Consider the following 2306-nt stretch of genomic DNA (forward strand, 5'->3'; position numbering starts at 1 on the left):
AAGGATAAGGATATTGACCCCTGGGCTAATCGAAAAAACAAACCTAAACACTGAAGTATTGTTCGTTGCACCACCGCCCGTTAACACAACTACACATCTCACAAAGGAATTGTGTACATGTCAAAATTAACGTTAGTAATCGGAAATAAAAACTACTCTTCCTGGTCGTTAAGGCCCTGGATTCTAATGAAGCACTACTAGGTAGCTTTTGAAGAGAAGAGAGTCGCGCTCTTTACCGACACAACTAACCATGAACTATCTGAATACAACTCAGATTTAAAGGTTCCAATATTGAAAGATGATGAGTTAGAGGTTTGGGACTCACTATCAATACTTGAATATATTTCTGAGCAGTATCTATCCGGCAAGGGCTGGCCAACCGATACAAAAGCTCGCTCTGTTGCCAGGTCAATGAGTTCCGAGATGCATTCAAGTTATTTCAATGTAAGAAACCAGCTGCCGATGAACTGCCGCAAAGCGTTCAATGGCATTAAGCTATCCGAGGGTGCAGAGAAAGAGATTGAACGAATAAGCGCGCTTTGGAAAACATGCCGAAGTGAATTTGGCGGCGAAGGCGAATGGCTGTTTGGCAACTACTCTATTGCTGATGCAATGTTTGCTCCAATTGCTCTTAGGTTCAGTGGCTACAATATTCCACTGGACGGTATTGAAGAAGAGTATGTTAAAAGTGTATTGGCACACCCGGCCATCGTCGAGTGGATCGAGGCTGGCAAGATTGAAACTGAAGTGATCAAGGAAGATGAAATTGAAGTTTAACCAATAGACTTCAAGGGTCATGAGGCAAATCATACATGCCTGAATTGAGACCAGCATGCATAACTATAATCTTTTACTCTGAGTACAAATGACTCCAAGCGACATCATCGACTACTGGTATTCCGACAGGCTTAAAAAAGCCTGGTTTGCCTCTACACCGGAGTTGGACCTGGAAATAAAAACCCGTTACGAGGAAGTCTGGCATCTGGCAAAAAATGATGCGCTTAATGGCTGGAGAGATTCAGCTGAGGGCTGTTTGGCTTTAGCAATCGTTCTGGATCAATTCCCTCTCAATATGTTCAGAGGTGATCCTCGTAGTTTTGAAACAGAAAGCAAAGCCATTGAGATCTCAAAATTTGCTGTTAATAAAGGCTTCGATAAAGAACTAAAACAAGAAACCCTGCCCTTTCTTATCATGCATTTAATGCACAGTGAAAATATCGAAGATCAGGAGCTATCAGTTAAGCTCTTCAAACAACATAACCTGACTGGCAATCTTCGGCTTGCTGAGCATCATCGTGATTTAGTCAGACAATTTGGCCGCTTTCCGCATAGAAATATAATTCTTGGCCGGGAAAGCACCAAAGAAGAAAAACATTATTTAGAATCAAATAATGCATTTAAGGGCTGAAACATAACAATACACTTACGCTGTACGCATTTTATCCTGGGCTTTTCCTTTGCCTTAATCGGTTAGAATGTAGGCCAACGCACAATTGACCAAGGCAACCATGTCACATATACCCCGAAAACGTTTCGGGCAAAACTTCTTGCACGATCAGGGCGTCATCCAGCGTATTGTCACGGCGGTGAATCCGCAGGCTGACCAGCACCTGGTCGAGATCGGTCCCGGTGAGGCAGCTATCACACGCCTGCTGGTGAAAGAGTGCAGGCATCTGGATGTCATCGAGATCGATAGGGATCTCGCCCCCGGTATTGCCGATGCATGCGGCAATCCCGACAATCTCACTGTGCACAACGCCGATGCGCTCAAGTTTGATTTCTGCTCGCTTGCCACATCGGGAAAACTTCGAGTTGTCGGCAACTTGCCCTACAACATCTCAACCCCATTGCTATTCCACCTGCTTGAGCAGGCAGACTGCGTTGAGGATCTTCACGTTATGCTGCAAAAAGAGGTGGTTGAACGCATTGCCGCCCCGCATGGGAACAAAAGTTACGGCAGGCTCTCGGTTGCGATTCAGGCCCGCTGCAGTGTGCGGCCGCTGTTTACGATTGGCCCGGGTGCTTTCAGGCCTCCGCCCAAGATTGATTCTGCCGTTGTGCGACTGGTTCCCGACGTTAACAAAATTGCCGCCATCAGAAACCCGGTACTATTTAACCAGGTGCTCGTCAGCGCCTTCAGCATGCGACGCAAAACACTGCGCAACGCCTTGAAAAAAGTAGCCGACGCCACAACATTGGAGTCTTGCGGCATTGATCCTTCATTGCGAGCCGAGCAGATTCCGGTCGAGACCTTTGTCAGCCTGGCAAACTGTCTCGCCACCAAAACAGAAACAGATACGACTGAA

General features: G+C 46.3%; 2 protein-coding genes and 1 pseudogene. All 3 read left to right on the top strand.

Annotation, left to right across the window (positions count from 1 at the left end; genetic code table 11):
- Positions 1-216 precede the first annotated feature (216 nt).
- Positions 217-777, top strand: a pseudogene (locus tag BOW51_RS10020) (glutathione S-transferase); the annotation flags it as partial.
- Between the two features lie 88 nt (positions 778-865).
- A complete protein-coding gene (locus BOW51_RS10025; RefSeq protein ID WP_078477593.1) occupies positions 866-1408 on the top strand; it encodes a DUF924 family protein in 543 nt (180 codons plus the stop codon).
- 100 nt (positions 1409-1508) lie between these two features.
- The coding region (gene rsmA, locus BOW51_RS10030; RefSeq protein ID WP_078477594.1) for a 16S rRNA (adenine(1518)-N(6)/adenine(1519)-N(6))-dimethyltransferase RsmA at positions 1509-2306 on the top strand (798 nt) is incomplete at its 3' end.

This window comes from Solemya elarraichensis gill symbiont (assembly GCF_002021095.1).
Lineage (GTDB): Bacteria > Pseudomonadota > Gammaproteobacteria > Chromatiales > Chromatiaceae.

Excerpts from the sequence above, each read along its gene's own strand:
- BOW51_RS10025 (WP_078477593.1), top strand. The coding sequence starts at position 866 with ATGACTCCAAGCGACATCATCGACTACTGGTATTCCGACAGGCTTAAA.